The 18850-nt window shown below is 71.2% G+C and carries 16 protein-coding genes and 1 pseudogene; 4 read left to right on the top strand and 13 right to left on the bottom strand.

Annotated elements, in window-relative coordinates; genetic code table 11:
- Positions 1-140 precede the first annotated feature (140 nt).
- On the bottom strand, positions 141-590 hold the full coding sequence (locus FREUN1FDRAFT_RS27120; protein WP_050796050.1) for an HAD family hydrolase: 450 nt from the start codon (positions 588-590) through the stop codon (positions 141-143).
- A gap of 44 nt (positions 591-634) precedes the next feature.
- On the opposite strand from FREUN1FDRAFT_RS27120, the gene FREUN1FDRAFT_RS44310 reads away from it, so the two are divergent.
- A complete protein-coding gene (locus FREUN1FDRAFT_RS44310; protein ID WP_035953756.1) occupies positions 635-1000 on the top strand; it encodes a hypothetical protein in 366 nt (121 codons plus the stop codon).
- Between the two features lie 152 nt (positions 1001-1152).
- On the opposite strand, the gene FREUN1FDRAFT_RS27110 is transcribed toward FREUN1FDRAFT_RS44310, so the two are convergent.
- The 3 genes from FREUN1FDRAFT_RS27110 to FREUN1FDRAFT_RS27100 form a co-directional block, all read right to left on the bottom strand.
- Positions 1153-1830, bottom strand: coding sequence for an SUMF1/EgtB/PvdO family nonheme iron enzyme (locus FREUN1FDRAFT_RS27110; protein WP_050796049.1), 678 nt, complete (start codon positions 1828-1830; stop codon positions 1153-1155).
- A gap of 104 nt (positions 1831-1934) precedes the next feature.
- On the bottom strand, positions 1935-2156 hold the full coding sequence (locus FREUN1FDRAFT_RS27105) for a helix-turn-helix domain-containing protein (RefSeq protein ID WP_006543474.1): 222 nt from the start codon (positions 2154-2156) through the stop codon (positions 1935-1937).
- A gap of 11 nt (positions 2157-2167) precedes the next feature.
- On the bottom strand, positions 2168-3121 hold the full coding sequence (locus tag FREUN1FDRAFT_RS27100; protein ID WP_050796048.1) for a LysR family transcriptional regulator: 954 nt from the start codon (positions 3119-3121) through the stop codon (positions 2168-2170).
- A 103-nt stretch (positions 3122-3224) separates the two neighbouring features.
- Here FREUN1FDRAFT_RS27100 and FREUN1FDRAFT_RS27095 point away from each other — a divergent pair, with 103 nt between their 5' ends.
- Positions 3225-3938, top strand: a complete 714-nt coding sequence (locus FREUN1FDRAFT_RS27095; RefSeq protein WP_006543472.1) for a Zn-dependent alcohol dehydrogenase — start codon at positions 3225-3227, stop codon at positions 3936-3938.
- 117 nt (positions 3939-4055) lie between these two features.
- Positions 4056-4901, top strand: coding sequence for an LLM class F420-dependent oxidoreductase (locus FREUN1FDRAFT_RS27090; RefSeq protein WP_006543471.1), 846 nt, complete (start codon positions 4056-4058; stop codon positions 4899-4901).
- Positions 4902-5413: 512 nt separating this feature from the next.
- Here FREUN1FDRAFT_RS27090 and FREUN1FDRAFT_RS27085 read toward each other — a convergent pair.
- Positions 5414-5869: a flavodoxin family protein gene (locus FREUN1FDRAFT_RS27085; protein ID WP_035953750.1), complete on the bottom strand. Its 456-nt coding sequence runs from the start codon at positions 5867-5869 to the stop codon at positions 5414-5416.
- A 53-nt stretch (positions 5870-5922) separates the two neighbouring features.
- Positions 5923-6049 (bottom strand): annotated as a pseudogene (locus FREUN1FDRAFT_RS46805) (formylglycine-generating enzyme family protein); the annotation flags it as partial.
- Between the two features lie 52 nt (positions 6050-6101).
- Between FREUN1FDRAFT_RS46805 and FREUN1FDRAFT_RS27080 the strand changes: the two are divergent.
- Complete coding sequence (locus FREUN1FDRAFT_RS27080) at positions 6102-7391, top strand: CoA transferase (protein WP_006543469.1); 1290 nt, start codon at positions 6102-6104, stop codon at positions 7389-7391.
- 29 nt (positions 7392-7420) lie between these two features.
- On the opposite strand, the gene FREUN1FDRAFT_RS27075 is transcribed toward FREUN1FDRAFT_RS27080, so the two are convergent.
- The 7 genes from FREUN1FDRAFT_RS27075 to FREUN1FDRAFT_RS27045 form a co-directional block, all read right to left on the bottom strand.
- Positions 7421-8779, bottom strand: a complete 1359-nt coding sequence (locus tag FREUN1FDRAFT_RS27075; protein WP_006543468.1) for a hypothetical protein — start codon at positions 8777-8779, stop codon at positions 7421-7423.
- Positions 8779-12087: a hypothetical protein gene (locus FREUN1FDRAFT_RS27070; RefSeq protein WP_198144504.1), complete on the bottom strand. Its 3309-nt coding sequence runs from the start codon at positions 12085-12087 to the stop codon at positions 8779-8781. Before FREUN1FDRAFT_RS27070 ends, FREUN1FDRAFT_RS27075 begins: the two co-directional genes overlap by 1 nt.
- Positions 12084-14336 carry a hypothetical protein gene (locus FREUN1FDRAFT_RS27065; protein ID WP_157475410.1) on the bottom strand — a complete coding sequence of 751 codons (2253 nt, stop codon included), beginning with the start codon at positions 14334-14336 and terminating at the stop codon, positions 12084-12086. Before FREUN1FDRAFT_RS27065 ends, FREUN1FDRAFT_RS27070 begins: the two co-directional genes overlap by 4 nt.
- Positions 14337-14353: 17 nt before the next feature.
- The gene (locus FREUN1FDRAFT_RS27060; protein WP_006543465.1) at positions 14354-15478 is read right to left on the bottom strand and encodes a DUF4407 domain-containing protein; all 1125 of its coding nucleotides are present in this window, start codon (positions 15476-15478) and stop codon (positions 14354-14356) included.
- 821 nt (positions 15479-16299) lie between these two features.
- A complete protein-coding gene (locus FREUN1FDRAFT_RS45325; RefSeq protein ID WP_006543464.1) occupies positions 16300-18012 on the bottom strand; it encodes a CATRA conflict system CASPASE/TPR repeat-associated protein in 1713 nt (570 codons plus the stop codon).
- Complete coding sequence (locus tag FREUN1FDRAFT_RS27050; protein WP_006543463.1) at positions 18009-18398, bottom strand: CATRA system-associated protein; 390 nt, start codon at positions 18396-18398, stop codon at positions 18009-18011. The genes FREUN1FDRAFT_RS45325 and FREUN1FDRAFT_RS27050 overlap by 4 nt, the downstream gene beginning before the upstream one ends.
- Positions 18399-18493: 95 nt before the next feature.
- Positions 18494-18727, bottom strand: coding sequence for a hypothetical protein (locus tag FREUN1FDRAFT_RS27045; RefSeq protein ID WP_006543462.1), 234 nt, complete (start codon positions 18725-18727; stop codon positions 18494-18496).
- Between the last annotated feature and the right edge of the window lie 123 nt (positions 18728-18850).

Below are 18850 nucleotides of genomic sequence, written 5' to 3'. Positions count from 1 at the left end.
GATAGTTGCTTCGAGGCAAGGGTAATACGCCTGGTCGCAGAACTTACCCAAAGCCACATGCGCCGCGTCACCACGCTACGCATCCACGAGAAACGCATCGCGCTCAAGTACTGTCTGGAACAAGCAGCGTGGGGCGGACATCAGGTAGCCAGGCATGCGTCGACATCGGCGATCGCCTGTGCGGTGGTACCGAAGAGGACAGCCTGCCAACCGGCTGCGCGGGCACCCTCGACGGCCGCGGGCGCGTCATCGAGAAAAACCACGCCGCCTGGATCGACTCCCAGACGTTCGCAGGTCAACGCATACACCCGGGGATCCGGCTTGGCGAACCCGACCTCGTGGGAGTACACGATCACGTCGGTGACGTCCGCGAAGCCATAGCGTTCCTGCTCACGCTCACGCGCGCCGACAAAACTGTTACTCAGGATTCCCGTCCGAAATCGCGGCCGCAGCCCCCGGAACCACTCGAACAGTTCCACGTTCAATTTCCCCAGATATTCCTCCCACATGAGTGTCCAGAAACTGGTCAGCTGGTCCTCGGATACACCCAGCCGCGCGCGGGCGGCGTCGACCACCTCGGTCTCCGACATCGTCGTCGGCGTCCGACTTACGGCGGAGCACAGCCAGACCGTCGGTGATCGCGCGCAGTAGGCGCAGCACTCGGGCCTCGTCGACCATCGGGCTACGCGCTCTGACCCAGAACAGCGGCGGCAAACTCGCGGTGCGCCCGCGTGATCCGCGGAAGCTCGTCGAAGTAGATCTTTCGGGTCATCGCCTCCCAGCGCACCCGCGCGGCCCGGTCGTCTTCGAAGAGCAGCCGCCCGCCGGCCGCGACCCTGCCCGCGAGCTCCAGCGGCGCGCCGTCGAGGACGAGGAGGTCGACACCAGGCGGCAGGAGTATGTCGAAGGAGCTCGGCGGCTGTGGGCCACCGAGGAAGGCCGCGATATCGATGTCCGAGCCCGCCCGCTGACCCCGACAGCGCGGCTGCCGTGCAGATAGGCGAACCGGGCGCCCGCCTGACGCAGCACGGCGAGAGCGTCGCGCATCGCGCCGGCAACGAGCATCTCGTCCATGCTCCGATCATCCCAGACACAACACAGCCGTGCGGCACTCGGCTTCCGCCCGCGTCGCCGGCCTGCGCAGGTCTCGGGTCAGATGGAGGAGGCGGAACGCGCGAGCCGGAAGCCCACATCGTCGACCCGGAAGTCCGGATGGCCACGACGGCGCACGGACGCCCGGCAGCTCCAGTGCTCGTCGAACCAGCCACCACCCCGCAGCACCTTGTAGTCGCCGTAGACCTCGGCGTCATAGGTGTCCCAGCACCAGTCCCACACATTGCCCAGCATGTCGTACAGGCCCCACGAGTTCGGCGCCCTGCCACCCACCTCATGGAGGCGCTCTCCGGAGTTGCCGCGATACCAGGCGATCTCGTCGAGCGGGCCGTATCTCGGCCCAGCCGTACCGGCGCGGCAAGCCCGCTCCCACTCCGCCTCGGTGGGCAACCGGTACCCGTCGGCGGCAACGTCCCACTCGACCTCGACCTCGCCGAACCGGTAAGCGGGAGTCAAGCCATCCTGGCACGACAGCGCGTTGCAGAATCGGATCGCGTCCCACCAGGAGACGCCTTCCACCGGCAGCTGACCGCCCCGGGCCGCACTCGGCCAGCCACCGGTGACCTGCCCATACAGCGCCCGTGTCACCGGAAACACGCCAAGGCGGTACGCCGCGACCTCGACCGGCCATGTCCGCCGCGTTCGCCGATCCGACAGCGTCACCTGCCCAGCCGGGATCGCGACCAGCAAACTATCCACGTCCAAATCACAGCACACCGATCTCACCGGCGTTCGACGCTGGTAGCGCCCCCGTGGGATATCGCCCGAGCCGCACGGGCATCCAGGCTAGCCGCGGGTGAAGCATGCCCTTCCGGGATCGTTTACGGCCGCGTCTCGCGGGCGTAGCGGGCGGGCGTGACGCCGAAGGCGTCCCGGAACGCGGCGGTGAAGGCGCTCGGATTGCTGGAGCCGCAGGCAAGGGCGACGACGGTGACCGGCTCACCACCGGCGAGCAGCGTCAGGCCGTGGTGCAGCGGCAGCTCGGCCAGCACGCGCGGATCGGAGAACTCGCCGAACGGCGCGACATCTATCGCCCGTTTCACGCGGACACATTCTACTGGCGGCGCTCCGCTGGACGGCCCGGCCCGGTGGGCTCGCCCGTGTGGTCAGCTACGGCCGTGGGACGGGAGCAGGCGCGACAGGTGTCGGTGAAGACGTCGATGAACGGTCGGTTGTCGACCGTGCGCCAGATGACGGCCAGTTCGCTCGGCGGCAGTCCGCTGACCGGCCGGCAGACGACGTCATCGCGATGGTAGATCTCGGCGTTGCCAGCGGAGAGCAAGGTGATCCCTGATCCGGAGGCGACGGCTTCGAACGACTCCTCGGCGGTCTCGGCCTCCCCGGCGATGACGGCCGGGGACTGGCGGGCGGCCGAACCGAGCCAGAAGTCTCGTTGGGCACCGGCCGTCCTCGGCAGCGCGATGAAGGGCTCGTCAACGAGCTCGGCGAAGGGCACCGTGGGTCGGCTGGCCAGCCGGTGGCTGGGCTGAAGCGCGACCCAGACGTCCTCACGGGCGACGACCCGCCAGGAAAGCGCATCCGTGTCGGGCACCGGTAGCCAGGCGATCGCGACGTCCACCTCGCCGTGGGCCAGCCCAACCGTGGGGTCGGCCCAGGAGACCTGGCGGAAGACCAGCCTCCAGCCGGGGAGCCGCTGTCGCATCCGCGCGGTGACGGCTGGGATGAGCCCGCGGCCGATCCGCGTCTGAAATCCCACCCGCACCGTCGTCCCGGCCTGGGCCGACGCCTCCGACAGGGCGAGCAGCGCCGCTTCCCAGTCCTCGGTGAGCCGCCGGGCATGCGGCAGCAGCGCCTCTCCGGCCGGGGTCAGCCGGACCGTCCGCCGGTCCCGATCGAACAGGACGGTCCGCAACGACTGCTCCAACTGGCGGATCTGCTTGCTCAACGCCGGCTGCGAGATGAACAGCCGCTGGCTCGCCGCCCGGGTGAAGCTCCGCTCCTCCGCGACGGCGACGAAGTAACGGAGGTCCCGCACATGCACGTCCATAACCATTGGTTATAACAACGGGTCTTGGACCGAGGCGGAGAGGCCCGGCACGGTGGTCCTGGCGGGACCCCGACCGCCAGTACCCAGTCCGAGGGAGATGCCCATGCAGGCACTCGTCTACGACCCGGACCAGCCGGCCGGCCTGCGTCTCGCGGAGGCGGCTGAACCGGTTCTCGCTCCCGATCAGGCGTTGGTCGAGGTCCGAGCGATCTCGTTGAACTTCGGGGAGCTGGCCTATCGGACAGGGCGGGCCCAGCCTGGTCAGGTCCACGGGTGGGACGCCGCCGGGGTCGTCGTCGCCGCGACCGAGGACGGCTCTGGCCCCGCGACCGGCACGCCGGTCGTGACCTTCGGCTGGACGGTGCCTGGTCGCGCCGCCGCGCCGTGTCCACGGCGGAGATGGCGGCGCGGCGCGGGGCTTGGCCGGTTGGGCGCCACCGAAATCGTCATCGGTCTGGCGGACGTGACCGGTTCGGTCTACGGGGTTCTCGACAACGTGGGCGGACAGCAGCTCGCCGACGCGTTCTCGCTGCTCGAGCGGGGCGGGGTGGCGCTGTCCATAGGCAAGGCGTCCGGCCAGCCGACCACCATCGACCTCGAGCGGGAACGGCATCGGTCCAGCGGCCAGCGGATCGAACCGTTCGCCATGGGCTCCGGACTGGCCGAGGACCTCGGCTACCTCGTCCGGTTGCTCGACCAGGGCCAGCTGGACCCCCAGATCGGTTGGCGCGGCTCCTGGGAGCGGGCGCCCGAGGCCGCCGAGGCGCTGCTGTCCCGCCGCGTCGCCGGCAAGGCCGTCCTCGACCTGCCGGCCTGACGAGGCAGCGCCAACACCCACGGTGGACGTTCGCGCCCATTGGTCATCGCGCCAGGTCCTCCCGGCGCAACGGCCGGCGAGGCGGCGTCCCAACAGAGATCCTCGAGGAGCGCGAGCGTGGAACTCGGTGTCAGTGGTCTGAACGCGAAGGCGACGGCCGGCCCGGAGGCGACCGTCCGTCTGGCCCGGCTGGCCGAAGAGCTGGGGTACCGCTCCTGGTGGGCCGGAGAGCATGTCGTCCTGCCCAGCCCTCGGGTGCCGGCATCTCCGATGGATGCGAAAGATCCGATCCTCGACCCCCTGATACACCTGACCTACGTGGCCGCGGCCACCCGGCGGCTCGAGCTGGGCACCGGGATCGTCATCCTCCCCCAACGTAACCCGCTGGTCCTGGCCAAGCAGGTGGCGAGCCTAGACATGCTGAGCGGAGGGCGGGTGCTGCTCGGCGTCGGCGCCGGCTACCTGGAGCCGGAGATGACTGCCATCGGGGTGCCGATGGCCGGCCGCGGTCGCCGAACGGACGAGTACCTGGACGCAATGACATCGCTTTGGCTCGATCCCCTGCCCTCCTACAGCGGGCAGTACGTCTCGTTCGGGGACATCGACGCGCACCCCCGGCCTGTGCGCCCGGGCGGCCCGCGAGTCGTGATCGGCGGCCACAGCCCGGCCGCCTACCGACGCGCGGTCACTCGCGGACACGGATGGTTCGGCAACGGCACGGCCGCCGACCTCGCCACCCACCTGTCCGGACTCGCCGCCGCGGCGGCCGAGATCGAGCGACCGGCCCGGCTCGGCCGCTTGGAGATCATCTATATGCAGCTCGATCCGATCGAGGTCACCGCCGATGCGGCTCGCTGGTACGCCGAACGCGGAGTCGACAGTCTCCTCGTGTATCCGCTGCCGATCGAGTCGGAGAGCGACGTCGCCGCCTTCCTGGAACGGCACGCTTCCCTTCCCCGCTGACCTACGCGGTCTCGCACGTAGCTGCAGGCTGGATGGCGCCGGTCGGCTGGCGGGACCGGCTGTGGCCTGACCGCGCCGCTCCACATGGGCGCAGCCGGTCCACCTGTTTCGACCTGGCAGCCATTCGCTGGCCCACCCATACCAGCCGCCCGAAGCTGACCAGACTGGTAAGCCAGTTCCCGACCGCCTGGACGATTCCCGACCCAGCCGTCCAGCGGAGCAACCTGCTCCGCGCGGTCGGCGCCGCCGCCAGGATCAGCATGTTCCTGGCTCGCGAACAGGCCGGGCGAGGAGTACAGGGGCACCTCTCGCTCGCCGATCACCGACAGCGGTGCGCGCAGGCGCTTCCACCTCAGCCCGGTGGCGATTGTCTCGACCCCCCGAATCGCTCCGGTCGTGTCGCTGCTGCCATGGACATAAAGGGCGTACGGGCGACCAACCGGAGCTTCCAAGATTCGACAATAGGCGCAGTCGCAGAACATGCCGAAACTCGCATGCGGCGCGCGGTCACTCTACGTGTCCATCAGACTCGCGGCCACGGTTGCGCCCAGCTCCCAGCACGCTTCCCGCGTCGCAGCGTCCAGGCCACCCACGACCGTCAGCGGCTCTCGCAGACGCTTCCAGCGAAGGCCAGTCGTGATCGTTTCGACCGAGCGCACCGCCCCGGTAGTGTCGCTACCACCGTGCACATAAAGGGCATAGGGTCGATTCACCGTCGCCTCGAGGCAAGGGTAATACACACCATCGAAGAAGTGCTTGAGAGCGCCGCTCATGTAACCGATGTTGGCCGGGGTGCCGAGCAGGTACCCGTCGGCGGCGAGCACGTCGACGGCGGTGGCGGCCAGCGCCGGGCGGACGACGACGTCGACGCCCTCGATCGCGTCGTCCCGTGCCCCGGTGAGCACGGCCTCCAGCATCGCCTGTGTCGTCGGCGACGGAGTGTGATGGACGACCAGCAACGTCGGCACCCCGACATGCTAGCCGTGGCCCGCTGCCCGCCTGTGGGCACTACCTGGAACTGTCAGCGTGGGATCGCCGTGCGCGCGAGGCGGAAGCCGACGTCGTCGACCTGGAAGTCCGGATGACCACGGGCGTCGCACCGATGCGCGGCAGCTCCAGTGCTCGTCGAACCATCCGCCGCCACGGAGGCCCTGCACCTGCTACGGGTTCTCGGACCAGCGACCGACGTCCCATCGGCCGATGTTCCACTGCGATACTCCTCTGGTGACCGGTTCCTGGCTTCCCGCGACACTTCCGGTGCTGGGTCTGGCGACCGCCTCGGTCGAGGCGGTGCGGCAGGCTGCCGTCCGGGCCGGGGCGACCGGGCCCGTCACCGACGCGGTCGTCGACCCCGAGCGCGTCGCCGCCGCCTTCGGCAGCGAACGGCTTTTCCGGGATGGCGACGCCCGCCCGGACGCGTTCGCACCACTGTCCGGCTTCTTCCGGACCCAGGACGGGTACCTGCGGACCCACGCGAACTATCCGCATCACCGCGACCGGCTGCTGCGGATCCTCCGACTTGCCGACGCCGACCGGGAAGCAGCCGCGGCCGTGATCGCGACCCGCGCCGCGGCCGAGATCGAGGACGCCGCGGCGCAGGTCGGCGCCATCGCCGTCCGAGTCCGGACCGAGGCCGAATGGCGCTCCAGCGCCCCCGGCATGGCCGCCGCCACCGGGCCGCTCGTCCGAACCACCGAACGTGACGACACCGTGACCGGCACGCCGTCCGCCCGGACACCTTCCACGCGTGCGCCGGCCGGCGGGGCACTGCCGCTGGTGGGGTTGCGGGTCCTCGACCTCACCCGCGTCCTCGCGGGTCCGGTGTGCGGCCGCACGCTCGCGTTGTTCGGTGCGGACGTGCTGCGCGTGGACCCACCGGTACCTGCCGAGATCACCTGGCAGCATCTGGACACCGGCCAGGGCAAGCGCTCGGCGCTGCTCGACCTTCGTACCGACCTGCCACGCGCCCAGGAGCTGCTCGACCAAGCCGACGTCCTGGTGACGGGCTACCGGCCTGGGGCCATCGAGGCCTTCGGCCTGCGGACACCTCCCGGGCTGGTCCGGGCCCGGATCAACGCCTGGGGCGACGCCGGGCCGTGGGCGGGGCGGCGTGGGTTCGATTCCATCGTCCAGGCCGCCGCGGGCATCTCGCTGATCGAGAGCCACGACGGGGTCACCCCCGGCGCCCTGCCCGCGCAGGCGCTGGACCACGCCACGGGCTACTTCCTCGCGGCGGCGGTCATCGACGCGCTGGCGGCCCGCGCCATCGACGGCCGGGGCCGCGACGTCGTCGCCTCCCTCGCGCGCACCGCCACCTGGCTGCTCGACGCCCCGGGGCGCGACCCCCGCCATCCGGCGGCGACAACGCCCACCAACGCCGCGACTGTCACCCACGGCCGGCTCACCACCGCGCGCCCGGCGGTTCCCGGCTTCGACGACTACGCCTTCCCGTCCCGCCCCTGGGGCGGCGACGATCCTGCCTTCGGCTGACGTCGAGCGGCGGGATCGCGGCGCACCTCTCAGCGCCTTTCGTGGTGTCTTCCGCCGGCCCTGTCGACATCGGGCCGGATCTGGACGAGCCGGCCGGCCCGGACCTGCCCGTCGAGGGTCCAGGCCGGTCGGACAATCCACTTCAGCTGCGTCGTCGCCAGGTCGGACGCATAGAGCTGGACCGCGTAGTTCTCGACCGTCAGGTCGGACCATTCGTCGAGCAGCCGCGCTCCGAGGTCGGCCGCGGACCGACGACACCATTCCCGCACCGCCGACACGTGGCGGGACCAGGCGCCGTCCACGGAGTACCGCGGCGGGTCCTGGTAGAACTCGCACAGTCGTTCATGCAGGTCACAGCGACGCCCGAGGGCGACCTCCCGGTCCTGGCCGGGGATGGCCGCCCGCTCGAGCGAACCGATCACCTTTTCGGCCTGGTTACGTTTCTCGTACTGATCCATCGGCAGCGGCCGGGCACCACCGCCCCCGCTCAACGGCGGCCGGACCCGCACGAGCCGCGGTGAGCAGGAGAGCAGTTCGAGCAGGCCGCGGACCGCGTCGATGAGGTCCCGATGCTCCGGACAGCGCTGGGCGACGGCGACGAGGCGCGACTCCAGGTCGATCGGCAGACGCAGGGCCGGCGGCTCGGCGACGACCGCGATCGCCTGGTCGCTGCCGGACTCGGCGTCAGCGTCGATGCCGGGCTCGATGTCGATGCCGGGCTCGATGTCGGTGGCGGGCTCGGCGTCAGTACCGGGCTCGGCATCGATGTCGGCGCCGGCGTCTGCCGCGTTCTCGACGCGGTCACGTTCGCCGTCGTCGCTGCTGTCCGCGGCGTCGCCGCGGTCTCCGTCGTCGCCGCGGTCTCCGTCGTCGCCATGGCTGCCGGCCTCGCCCGCGCCAGCCTCGCCCGCGCCAGCCTCGCCCGCGCCGACTTCGCTGTACAGAAGCAGCTCGATGCTCGCGGCGAGCCGCCCGAGCGTGCGGGTGGCCGCGGTGAGCTCGGATTCACGGACCGCCGAACGGAGGTCGTCGCTGAGGTCTGTGAGCAGCTGGTGGCCGCGGTCGGTGCGGGCCTGGTCCGCGAGGCAGTCGGCGAGCGACGGCGCGGTGAGCCACGGCGCGGCTCGGCCGCCCAGCGTCGCGGCGAGTGTGATGACGAGGTCGACGACACGGGCCGCCGACGCCGCCTCGCACAGGGCCCACAGCCGCGTACGCAGCAGCTCGCCCGCCGGGTCGCTCTCGTCGCGCAGGAGAGTCGCGAGCTGGCCGCTGATGGCCGTGCGCGGGTCGTCGCCCCCGGGTTCGCCGTCCATCCGCTCTCCACCCACCAGTTCGCCGTCCACCAGTTCGCCGTCCACCAGTTCGCCGTCCACCAGTTCGCCGCTCATCAGTGCAGTCCGTTGAAGGGGTCGAGCTCCTCTTTCCAGGCCGGTTCGACGTAGTCCATGGGCAGGCGCACGGAGAAGCCGTCCATGTCGCGCCCCTCCAGGTCCTTCAGGCTCGCGGCCATGAGGTAATCCGGAAGCCCGGCGTGCACCCGCAGGTCTCCACGCTCGTCGAGGCTCGCGAAGTAGGAGCCGTGATCGCCCTCGGAGTCGGGGGGACGGACTTCCAGGACGTGCGTGGCGCCGTTTGTCGCCGGGTCGGCGCCGAGCTGGAAGGCCCAGCCGTCGCGGCCGGGGGGCGGCAGCGGGACGAGCGACAGCAGGGCCTCCACGACCGTGCCGCCGCCTGGCTGGTCCAGGCGCAGGCGCTGGCGCTGGTAGCGCGGTGAGCCGCCACGGCGTGGGTCGCCTCCGTCCTGGAAGACCTTCGCGGCACCGGCACCGGCACCCGTGGGGTTCGGCTGGACGAGAAGGTCACGTGCCGTGTCGTCATCGAGTGATCGCAGGTTCGGCAGCACCGCGGCTCCGGGGCCGGACGCAAGGAGGGTGGGCAGCCCGTGGCTGATGACGATGAAGGGGGTGAGCTCCTCGTCCAGCTCGAAGTGCGCCTGGATCACGGCGTGTTCACCGGCCCAGCGCCGGTGGTCGAGCCGCAGGCCGTCACGTTCGGCCACCTGCCGATAGCGGAAGACCGCCCACGGGATCCGCTCGTGCCCCGCGAGCCTGCGCCACAGCTCGACGTTCTCACGCATGCCGAAGCCCACACTGCGCACGACGGTGGCGTTCGCCGGCCGGCCCTCCACCCGGTGCAGCAGCTGCCCCTGCCAGAGCAGGCTCGGCATGGCCGACCAGTCGGCCATGCCGAGCAGGAAGTCGTTCGGCAGGGTCCCGAACATGCGGCTGGTGTCGATGACGAGCGATCCGACGCCGGCCGCCTCGCTGCCATCCGTGACGGCGGCGTGATGCATGCGCAGGTAGGCGCCCCAGGCCGCGCCGTGGGCGACCGCCTCCTTCGCGTAGTCACCGGCATGGCGGACGGCCTCGGGGCGCCACACCACCGGCACGCCGTCCGCCGGGACGGCCCGGGAGCGGGGGTCCACGGTCGGCCCGACGGCGAGCAACGCGCGGCGGAACGCCGTGGACATCGCCGGCATGGCGCTGGACGCCCCGGCCAGCACGACCTCGTCGATGTGGCGCAGGTGCTCGGGCTCGTGGCGCAGTGCGGTGCAGGCGAGCTCCGCGGCGAAGCCGGCGATCCGGTCCAGGACGGGTCTGACCAGGCGCTCGAAGTCGGTGGCCCGCAGCGTGATCGGCTCGTTGGCGAGATGCGGGCCGGCCGCCGGGTCGGTGCCGACGGTGGACAGGGCCTTGAGATCGAACAGCGCCTCGGGGTCCTTGATCTGGTGGTCGGCCCCGCCGCCGAGGAGGATCTTGGCCTGTTCGGCCTCGTTCCAGAGTCGCACGAACCTGTCTCGGACCCCTGGGCGATCCTTCGCCTCGGCGGCCCTGACCCTGGTGGGGACGATCCGGTCGAGCTCGTCGGCGTGGGCGGCGGTGAGCGGTGTGCTGTGGGAGGAGGACAGGACCCGTTCGCTCCACAGGCGGGTGTCGCCCGCTCCCGAAGGCTGCTGGGACGAGATCCGGTCCGCGGCGATCGCCTTGAGCCAGTAGAGGACACGCAGGGTCAGGTAGTTGCCGCCGAGCTGCCCGTGGCCGCTGGACCCGACGACGTCGGGACGCAGGTAGTGCCGGACGATCCGGTTCCCGTTCCGGTGGGTGATCCGCCGGGTGAGCACGAGGCGCAGCAGGGCGATGTCGGTGGTGCCGCCGCCCACGTCGGCCACCAGCATGATCCGGTGCCAGCTCTGGCTCTCGGTGCCGTCGGGCTCCCGCGCCGGCGGGCCGGCGGCCCGGCCCTTGGCCCGCAGCAGCGGGATGTTGCGGGCGTGGTTGGCGCCGAGGTCGGTCATGACGAAGAACAACGCGGCCGCGACCGCCTCGTCGAAGACGCTGTTGTTGATCTGGAGGCCGAGCCGTTCGCTGAGCAGGCGCAGCAGGATGGCGCGGGTCGCCGGGGTGGTCGTGGTGGGATACGTCGCGACCACGTCGAGGATCTGCGGGGCCGGCCGCGGGCCCCTGTGCATCCGGGCGGCGAAATGGTCCTGGCCCTGCTGTCGCAGACTGTGGAAGACCTTGCCGAAGGCGTCTTCCAGCTGGATCCGGTACTGACCGAGGTCGTCGCCCAGATCGGTCTCGATTCCCTGGACCAGGTCAGCCAGGGGCAGTGACTCCAGCCGTGCCAGATGGCGCATCGTCCGCTTGAAGGCGGGGATGTTGACCAGCTGGGTCGTCGGGGCGATGTAGGACAGTTCGAGCGCCAGCGGGTCGGTACCGGTGATCCGGACGTCGCTGGGCACAACCGTCGGACGTCTGGTGTCCGGCCCGTCGAACGCTATCCGGTGCAGCCCCGCGGAGCCCAGCGGCGGGGTCTCCTGGGCGGCCCGGTAGGCCTCGTCAAGGTAGCGGCGCAGGCGGTTGTCCGCGCCCCTGCGGCTGGCGACGCGGATCCTGCCGTCCTCCGACTCCCCGTCTGCCACCGCTGCCTCGAACTGCTGGCAGAGCTTGAGAACTTTCACGGTGCTGGCGGTGTCCAGGCCCTGGCCGATATCAACCTGTTCGGCGATGCCGTCCAGCTCCAGCGCGATCTCGTCGTCGACCTGCGTCGTCGTCGGGAACGCGTAGCCGGGCGGGCTGGCGGTTCCCCCGGCACCGGCGGCGGGGCTCCCGTGGGCGAGTGCCCGCGCGAGCGCGGCGGTCTGCGCGCTGTCGAGGACGATCTCGCCCTCGACGGACGTCCGGTAGAGAAGGGCGATCGCGGAGTTGGCCATGCCGAAGTCGATGCCGATGACGGCGGAACCACCGCTGTCGTCGGCCGACACCGACGGCGGCGCCTGCCAGGTCGAGACGTGCTCGGCCACGGTCTGCCCGCCGGTGCGGACGGTGAGCACGACCTGCACCGAGGTCAGCCCGGCCAACAGGTCCTCCGGCAGGGCGCAGACGCCCTCGTCGTGGGTGAACGGTACGACCGCTCCCCGCCGGTAGGGCCTGACCAGCCAGTTGGCCCGCAGCCAGCCGGCGACGGCCGGGGCCTGCGGCACGTCGACCCCGATCTCGATCTCCGGCGCACCGTGCCGCCCAGGGCCGGGGTGGAGCTCGCCGGCCGGCAGCTGCAGGCCGCCCGCTGCCCGGTAGAGCCGGATCGGGTCGGTGTGGTCTCCGTCCAGGGTCAGCAGGACACGCATGTCGGTCACCATTCCTCGTCCTCGAATCCGTTGTCGGATCCGCCCATGGGAGCCTCCAGCTCCCGCTCGAAGAGGGCCAGCTCGGCGATCCAGGCATCGAGGATCTCGAGCACCCATCCGGCGGCACCGGCCATGAGGGTGATCCGCTGTTCCTGCACCACCTGCAGCACCCGCTGGGCCGACGCGCCGCGGATCGCGGCGGCGTACCACATTCGGGTCGGATCCAGCTCGTGGAGCAGCAGCGTCGCCTTCAGCCCCGGGTCGTCCCACGGCAGCGGGTACGGGTCCGACGCGTAGGGGGCCGCGCTGCTGACCCGCAGATCCCATGCGGGCGGGTTCGGCCATCCGGTCACCTTCTGCCGCAGCAGGTCCGGCGCCAGCGCCGGCGGCAGCGCCATCAGGTCACGCAGGCGCCGCGCGACATCCGGGTCGACGGGGCCGGGCACCGTCTGCGCGGCAGTCCGCAGCTCGGCGAAGTCGCTCGCGGCGGCGGGCAGCCAGGTGTCGGCCAGCTGGTCCGCGATCGTCGTCCGCACGTCGGCGACGATGTCGTTGACGGCGAGGTGGAACGTCTCCTCCAGGTCCGCCACCGATCGCGGACCGCCGTTGACGCGCAGATGCCGGTGGGTGTCCCAGGCCAGGACCCGGCTGACGAGGCGGTCGTCCAACGCGCGCAGCTCGGCGAGGGGGCCCTGCTCGCTCAGGGGGTCGGTGAACGACCGGATCTGCCGGGCCAGGCCGGAGCCCTTGCGCCGCGCCTCGCGGATGATGCCCTGCAGGGCCCGGTAGGTCTCGTCCGTCATCGAGACAGGCGGTGCCATCTGTTCGGCGTGACGTCCGTCGAGCTCGTCCAGCTCGGCGCGCAGTGCGGCGAGCCGGGCGAGCTTGGTGGCCAGGCCACGCTCCTGCAGGTGCCGGCCGAGCAGCCGTCGCAGTCGCCCGATACCGTCATCCCGGCAGTAGTCCTCGATCACCGTGGTGAATGCCTGCGCCCGCACGGAACGGTCCGTCTGGCGCAGGTGCGCGGCCACGCCCTGCCACCGCAGCCGGCGCTGGGACCACACCTGCTGCCCGTCGTCGGGAGTGCCGGCGGCCGCGAGCGCCCGCACCGACGACACGAAGGCCGCCTTCTCGATCGAGCCCTCCCGCTCGACGAGCCCGCAGATACCGGCGAGTCGCTCGTTGCCCGGGGTGGCCAACAGCTCTGCCAACGTCGGTGGCAGCGGGTCCTGTGGTGGTCTGACCTGGTCGAAGTGGGTGATCGCGAGAATCGCGGGTACCGGGGAGGGGCTGCGGGCGTCGTCGGCGCTCACGTGCTGGGCCTGGACGAGGTCGAGGACCGCGTGCGCGTCACGTACCGCGAGATCGGCGACGAACCTGTCCCGGTTGCGGGATCGGCGGGCCCTGGTACCGGGCAGGTCACGCAGCTCGACCGCCTGCCCCTGGTCAAGCTCCAGCTCGGCCCAGAACTCCGGGGGGACCTCGACGCGGCAGACGGCCTCGAGGATCAGGGCCGCGCCGGCGCGAACCAGCGCCGGATCGGACAGCGCCCGAACGTGGCCGCGGCGGCTGGCCGGGTACGGCTGGGACGCCGCGCGGGTCTCACCGGCGGCGCAGGTCTCACGCCACTGGGCCCACGTCAGGGACCGCCGCTGCCCCAACAGCCCGCCTGCCGCCCACAGCGCGTCCCGCAGGAGCACCATCTCGAGAGCGGCCTCGCGCGCCTCGAGCTCCGGCGTGCTCGCGGATCGCCACAGATACGTGGCGCAGAGGCGGTCGAACTCGTCCCAGTGCTGGCGGACCGGCTCGCAGGCGGCCAGCGCGTCGGCGGTGTCGCGGTCGTCCAGGTTGCCCCGGACGACGCGGACCAGTCGGTCACGCAGATCAGCCAGACACCGGTCGACCTGCGGGCCGTCCATGAAATGCAGATCCACCCTGTCGTCGGCCAGCTGGGCCTGCCGCACCTCACCCGGGACGAGGACGAGCGTGGTGGTGTGGGCGGTGGCCGGCTCGTCGGCGGCCGGCAGCAGCCGGATGTTGCCGAGGAGATTTCCCAGCAGTGTGCTTTTCCCGCTGTCGTAGCGGCCACGCAGCGCGCCGAGAACAGCCGCGGCCGCCTCCGCCTCGATCGCCGCGGCCACCTCGAGCAGCTTCTCCCGCGTGCGACGGGCCCGTTCTGGCTCGTCCGGCGGTGGTGTGCTGTGCCTCGCCCTGAGCCGCTCCGCGTGGGCGGCGTGGCTTCTCACGTCGTCGCGCATGTTCTCCGACCTGCCCGTCATCCGTTCCGGCGGCGTTCTCGCTGGTACCAGGCGTTCGTTGCCGCGATATCGGCCGCCTCCCGCATGTCCGCCGCGTAGTCGGCGGCGCGTGACTCGCTTTCGGCCCGCCGTGCGCGCTCGCCGTCGCGGCGCTGCCGGGCCCGGTCGTAGGAGGCGGTGCTGGTGGTGGTTTTCAACACGAGCGGCATCAGGTCGAAGGCCAGTAACAACGCGCGCAGCGTCCAGGGCCAGAACCGCACGTTCGGGTTGTCCTTCAGGAACTCGTCGAGCGCCGCGTGCCGGCCGGCGAAGCCGTCGAGGGCGTGCTCCCGCTCCTCGATGATCCGGACCTCCCGTGCCACCCCGGGTGGCAGTGGGGTGGTGTCACCCGGGCGGATCCTCGTGGCGCTCTCGATGTCGTCGAGCCTTTGACCGGCGGCGTCGACCCGCTCCTGGATGCGCCGGACCCGTGCGCTCTGCTGGCCCCAGGCCACGAGGTTCTCCTGGTTGCGTTTCTGCAGCTCGGAGTTGGGATTCGGCTGGCTGTTCGTGTTGGTGTACGCGTCCTTGGCGGTCCTCTCCCCCTCCTTGGCCTCCTCCAGCGCCGCGTGCAGGCCGGTAGCGGGACGGCCCGCGGTGGCGGGTTCACCGAGGAACGCCTCCGCCTCGGCCCGCACGTCGGCCATGGCACGTTCCCGGATCCGCCCGCTGATCTCCGGAGCGAAGGCGGTCAGGACGATCACCTCGGCGACGACGACAGCCGCGACGAACGCGAACGCGACACGGGCCAGGTACGCCGGCACCCGGGACCGACGCCTCCCGGCCGGGGGCCCGCTGTCACCCGGCGATACACGGCCGTCCTCGTAGGGCAGCTTCGGCTCGGCCATGATCTGCCGGTCGATGAGGAACACGACGAAGCCCCACAGGGCCGCGAGCGGCACCAGATACCAGTGGAACCCGTGCGTCACCATGCCCGCGAAGATCAGCATGCCGGCGCCGGCGACGAGACCGATGCAGGCGATGAGCAGGCCGAAGCCGACGAAGCGGTGACGGTCCGCCTTCGTCAGGATGCAGTCGGGATCGGCGCCGGCGCACCACAGCGCCGCCCTGGTGGCCCAGCCCGGCACATCACCGTCTTCCATCCGGCGCCCCTCCGGCCAGCTCCCGGGAGGAAGGCGAGCGGCACGCCGCCTCGCGGCGGAGCACGGCCGCGTGCCAGACCGTGAAGCAGAGCATCACCACCTCCTGGAAAGACGTCGCCGACCGCGCCGTCAGTTCTTCGCCACTGCCGACGACATGGCCCGCGCGGAAGCGGAAAACCAGACATCAATACGCGGCGAAAGTCCGCCCGCCCACGGCGGTATCGACCCGCGAAGAAACGCCGCCACCACTGAACCACGAGACCCCCGCGCCGGGTCCGGAAAGGTGAAATCAATGGACGACCCGCGCGAGAGTCACGCAGACCCGCGCCGGCCCCCCGATCGGCGCGAGCTGTGGAGCCGGCACAGCCCGGGGGCGCCGGGCACCACGCCGGAACTCGGCCGCACGGTGAGCTCAGCCCGCTGGTGAACCCATTTCCAGTCTCCCCCCGTTTTCGGCTTTGGCAACCGACGACCGGTCCGATTGTTATCGCCGGAAGTATCGACGTCAAGTGGCACCATCGCACCGGAGTCGAGGCCCGCGTGCGTTGTCATGCGCCCATCGACAACGACGCCTGTGCACCTGTCGGAAGCGGATCGGAAGCGGATCGGAAGCGGATCGGTTCTTACCTCGGAAGCGCATCCTGTTGTCTATTTCGATGACACGACCACGACGGGAGGCCAGCACCGAAACAACCAATTGCCACCGACGGTCAGGCCGTGAGGTCGTCCCGCCTCACACCGTCGATCGCGAACGGCTCACACGGTCGATCGCGAACGGAACGCGGCACTGGAACGAGGGGAGTACACGTGCCCGCAGGGGTTCAGGGAACACGTGCGTGGGCCGCCAGCCGGGAGAAGTCGCCGGCGTTGCGCCAGTCGTCGTCCGGACCCGTCGCCACCGGGCATCCCGCGAGCCGCAGCCGACTGGCGATCTTTCCGCGGAAATCCGACCCGGCCTGGATGTGAACGTAGTTGCGGCCACCGAGATCGGTGACAGGGCGATGAGTCCCGATCGTGACGATGAGCGTGCGATCGGGGTGGATCGCCAACGCCATTCCCAGCTCGAGCAGGACGTTGGGCCTGGCCTGCATCTCGCTGCCGGCCGCGGCCTCGGACGCTCCCCTCAGGTCGGGATGCAGTGCGACGACGTCCTCCGGCGTCATCAGCACCACGACCGCCTGGGCCAGCGGCATGGCCTGGGCGACCACCTCCCCGAGGTAGGGGGCGGTCCGGCCGGTCATCGCGACGAGCTCCTCCCAGTCCAGCGGGCGCAGCCCGAGCGCACGCAGCAGCTCGAAGATCGCGAGTCGCGCCTCCTCGTCGCGACCATGCACCACGAAGACGTTGCGAGCTCGATGTCCGTCCGGGAGATGGGACACCGGCTCCGGCAGGGGTCGTTGCCGCGGCACGGGGGGCCGCGGCGACGACCTCCCGGCCGGTGGCTCGTCGCCCATGATGGGCATCGTGGGCGTGCCGGTGCGCAGCCGGACGGCGGTGTCCGCGCTCTCGGTGGCCGCGTCGAGGTAGGCGATCTGGTCGTCAAGCCGTTCGACGAGGGAACGTGCCAGGTCCGCGTCGTCGGCGAACGGCCCGCCGATTCCGGGCTCGACAAGCTCACGGGCCCGGCCCAGGTTGTCGCCGATGATGTCAACCGACCGGCGCAGTGCCCGCAGCTCGGAGACCGCGAGGACCGCGTCGAGGGCGCGCAGCCGCAGAACATCTGTCTGCGCCTGGCCCTGCGCGCCGAGGCGGCGCAGCTCGGCGCCCAGCGCGTCCAGCGTGTCGTGCAGCTGGCGGGACTGGCCGTCCCGTTGCCAGACCCGCAGCTGGTAGCGCAGCGCGGCGGCGTGGAGCAGGTAACGGGCCAGCGGGGGGATCGCCGTATCGCCGCGGGACCACGCCAGCGCACTCGCCGCGGCGTCGCTGTCCGGCCCGAACGCCAGCAGCCAGTCGCGGCGCGACCGCTCGTCGGGTTCCGGCGTGGTCTCCCACACCGCGACCGTGCTGGCCACGGTCACCCCCCGCCGGGCTCCAGGCCAGCCCCGGGCGTCGGCCGGGAGTGCGGCCGTGAGCTCCTGGAACAGGGTCGGATCCGCCTCACGGACCGCGGGAACCGCCTCGGTGTCGAGACGGGCGAGAAAGAGCCTCGTCTCGCCCAGCATGTGCGGCATGTGCTCGGCGGCGAGCGCGTGCCAGAGCCGATCGCCTTCCGCCCACCACGAACGGCCGGACGACGACGACGTGAGCGCGACCGAAAGGTTGAGCACCTCGTGGTGGCGGCGCACGATCGCCTGACATTCGCCGGCGGGCCGCTCCTGCGCCGCCAGTGCGATCTCCGCACCGACGCGGAGCTGGCCGGGGTCGGCGGGCAGGTCGGGAGGCAGCGAGAGCCCGGCGATGGGCTCGGTCATGGCGAACAACCCCCGGCACCCTCGCCAGATCTCGCGCAGCGCCCGGTAGGCGGCTGCGGCGCCCGGCCCGTCCAGCGGCAGGTACACGTGCGCCACGAACTGCTGGTCGAGGATCCGGGTCACGTCCCGGATTCCGGCCTTCGCACCGGCTCGACCGCCGACTCCTTGCCGGTTGTCGCCGTGCCGATCGCCCCCGTGCCGGTCGTCGCCGAGCCGGCGGCGCCCGACACCTTGTGGATCAGTCTGCCCACCCGCTCGCGTACCGGCGGTTGCGGGGTTTGCGCCGGAATCGAACCGATAGGGGTGATACGCGGCGGCGCGCAGGTCTCCAGCCGGCGGACGGCCTCCGAGACGGCGTCGAGGTCGACGCCATCGGTGTCCAACGCGGATTCCATGGCCGCCAGAAGGTCGATGACGCGTGACCACCGAGCCTCGGTCAGCTCCCATTCGGGCACCGAGCGCAGGATCGCGAGCGCCTCGCGACGCAGATCCATCGGCAGTTCAGACACGGGAGCCACCTCCAGGGCCGAGCGCCTCCACGAATCTCGCGACCTCCGCCATCCGGATCTTCTCCAGTTCGCTGGGGCGGACGACGATTCTCAGCTCACGGGTCAGCGCGGGATACCGACGGCAGCCCGCCGAAGTACTTCATCAGCTGCTTGAACATGGCGTAGGACAGCTTGGACACCTCGTCGTGCGCGTCCCTGGCGAAGTTGTGCTGCGCGATTCCCTCGGCCAGCTCCTCGCCGAAGGCGAGGAAGGCTTCGCGGAAATCGGCGAGCATCGGCACCTTCTCGGCGAGCTCGTCGCCGTTGAACTGGATCTGCTCTCCGCTCACGACCAGTGCCCGTTCCGGTCCGCGACCGGTGCGGCGCCGCTGTCCGGCATGTTCCTGGTGAACATGCCGAGCAGTTCCTCGACGAGCTCCTCGGAGGAGTCGACCTCGCCCATCCGGCCGATG

It is taken from the genome of Parafrankia sp. EUN1f, assembly GCF_000177675.1.
Classification (GTDB): Bacteria; Actinomycetota; Actinomycetes; order Frankiales; family Frankiaceae; genus Parafrankia.
The sequence above is the reverse complement of the archived record's forward strand: the minus strand, read 5'-3'. Positions and strand labels throughout refer to the sequence as shown.

Coding starts and splice junctions, on each gene's coding strand:
- FREUN1FDRAFT_RS27120 (WP_050796050.1), bottom strand. CDS start 590: ATGTCGGAGACCGAGGTGGTCGACGCCGCCCGCGCGCGGCTGGGTGTA.
- FREUN1FDRAFT_RS27100 (WP_050796048.1), bottom strand. CDS start 3,121: ATGGACGTGCATGTGCGGGACCTCCGTTACTTCGTCGCCGTCGCGGAG.
- FREUN1FDRAFT_RS27095 (WP_006543472.1), top strand. CDS start 3,225: ATGCAGGCACTCGTCTACGACCCGGACCAGCCGGCCGGCCTGCGTCTC.
- FREUN1FDRAFT_RS27080 (WP_006543469.1), top strand. CDS start 6,102: ATGTTCCACTGCGATACTCCTCTGGTGACCGGTTCCTGGCTTCCCGCG.
- FREUN1FDRAFT_RS27075 (WP_006543468.1), bottom strand. CDS start 8,779: ATGAGCGGCGAACTGGTGGACGGCGAACTGGTGGACGGCGAACTGGTG.
- FREUN1FDRAFT_RS27065 (WP_157475410.1), bottom strand. CDS start 14,336: ATGCGCGACGACGTGAGAAGCCACGCCGCCCACGCGGAGCGGCTCAGG.
- FREUN1FDRAFT_RS27060 (WP_006543465.1), bottom strand. CDS start 15,478: ATGGAAGACGGTGATGTGCCGGGCTGGGCCACCAGGGCGGCGCTGTGG.